A 1,086-nucleotide genomic window follows, 5' to 3' on the forward strand; every position below is an offset into this window, starting at 1 on the left:
TAATATTTTAAGGGTTTTTTTATTTAAATTAAAACTGTGTAAATATTATATAGTTATGATTTAGTATAAATAAATATTTATATGCAAATAATAGGAGAAATAAGCTTGGGAGGAAGGGCTAAAATGAGTATATGGATAATATTTATTATACTTTTGATAATTATATGTGTAACAGGAATTGTAACAGGTTATTATTTTTCACTTATTATAGCTAGACCAATATGTCGTAGTTATGAAGAAACTTATTATTGTACTAAGGGAAAAGATCCTAAGGTTATAGAAACTTATGATAAATTAAAAAAGAGAAAGTAAGTATAGATTCAATTTATGGATATAAATTAAATGCAATATTTTTTCCAAATAAAAAAGTGGATAAGGTTGTAATATTATCACATGGAGTTACATCTAATCTTTGGCATATGCTAAAATATGGTTTTACATATATACCTAAAGGATTTAGTATATTGGCATATGACCATAGGTATCATGGTCTTAGCGAAGGTGAAACTGTATCTTATGGATATTATGAAAAATATGACTTAAAAGCTTGTGTAGATTGGTTAAGGAATAGATATGGGAATGATATAAAAATAGGTTTACATGGAGAATCAATGGGTTCAGCTATAATAATAGAGTATTTAGGTTTATATGATGATGTAGAATTTTGCGTTGATACATGTGGATATACAGATTTTAGAGAAGAAGCAAAGTTTGTATTAAGAGAGGATTTTAATATAAAGCTAGATATAATCCAAAATTATATAATTATATTTGCAAGTGTTATAAATAAGATTAAATATGGATGGAGCTTTAAACAAGTTTCACCTATAAAATCTATTGAAAATACTAAAACTCCACTACTTTTGATTCATGGAAGAGAGGATACTGTAGTGCCATTTGATATGTGTGAAAAGATATTTAATGCTAAAAAATATGGTATAAAAGATAAATACGAAGTTAAAAAAGCAAAACATACTACAACATTAGATTCGGATGAAAAATCATACATAGATCATCTATATAGATTTTTGGAAAGTATTGGAATTTAGCTAAAAAATAAAAAAGCACTTACTAATTATAAATTAG

Annotated in this window: 2 protein-coding genes; both read left to right on the forward strand. The window is 25.1% G+C overall.

Annotation, left to right across the window (positions count from 1 at the left end):
* Nucleotides 1-123: 123 nt before the first annotated feature.
* Nucleotides 124-312, forward strand: a complete 189-nt coding sequence (locus tag BN899_RS14070) for a hypothetical protein (RefSeq protein ID WP_147568578.1) — start codon at nt 124-126, stop codon at nt 310-312.
* Between the two features lie 56 nt (nt 313-368).
* The gene (locus BN899_RS14075) at nt 369-1,049 is read left to right on the forward strand and encodes an alpha/beta hydrolase (protein ID WP_042276633.1); all 681 of its coding nucleotides are present in this window, start codon (nt 369-371) and stop codon (nt 1,047-1,049) included.
* Nucleotides 1,050-1,086 lie beyond the last annotated feature (37 nt).

Origin of the sequence: Faecalimicrobium dakarense, from assembly GCF_000499525.1 — a bacterium.
In the GTDB taxonomy this organism is placed as follows: domain Bacteria; phylum Bacillota; class Clostridia; order Peptostreptococcales; family Peptostreptococcaceae; genus Faecalimicrobium; species Faecalimicrobium dakarense.

Coding starts and splice junctions, on each gene's coding strand:
- BN899_RS14070 (WP_147568578.1), top strand. CDS start 124: ATGAGTATATGGATAATATTTATTATACTTTTGATAATTATATGTGTA.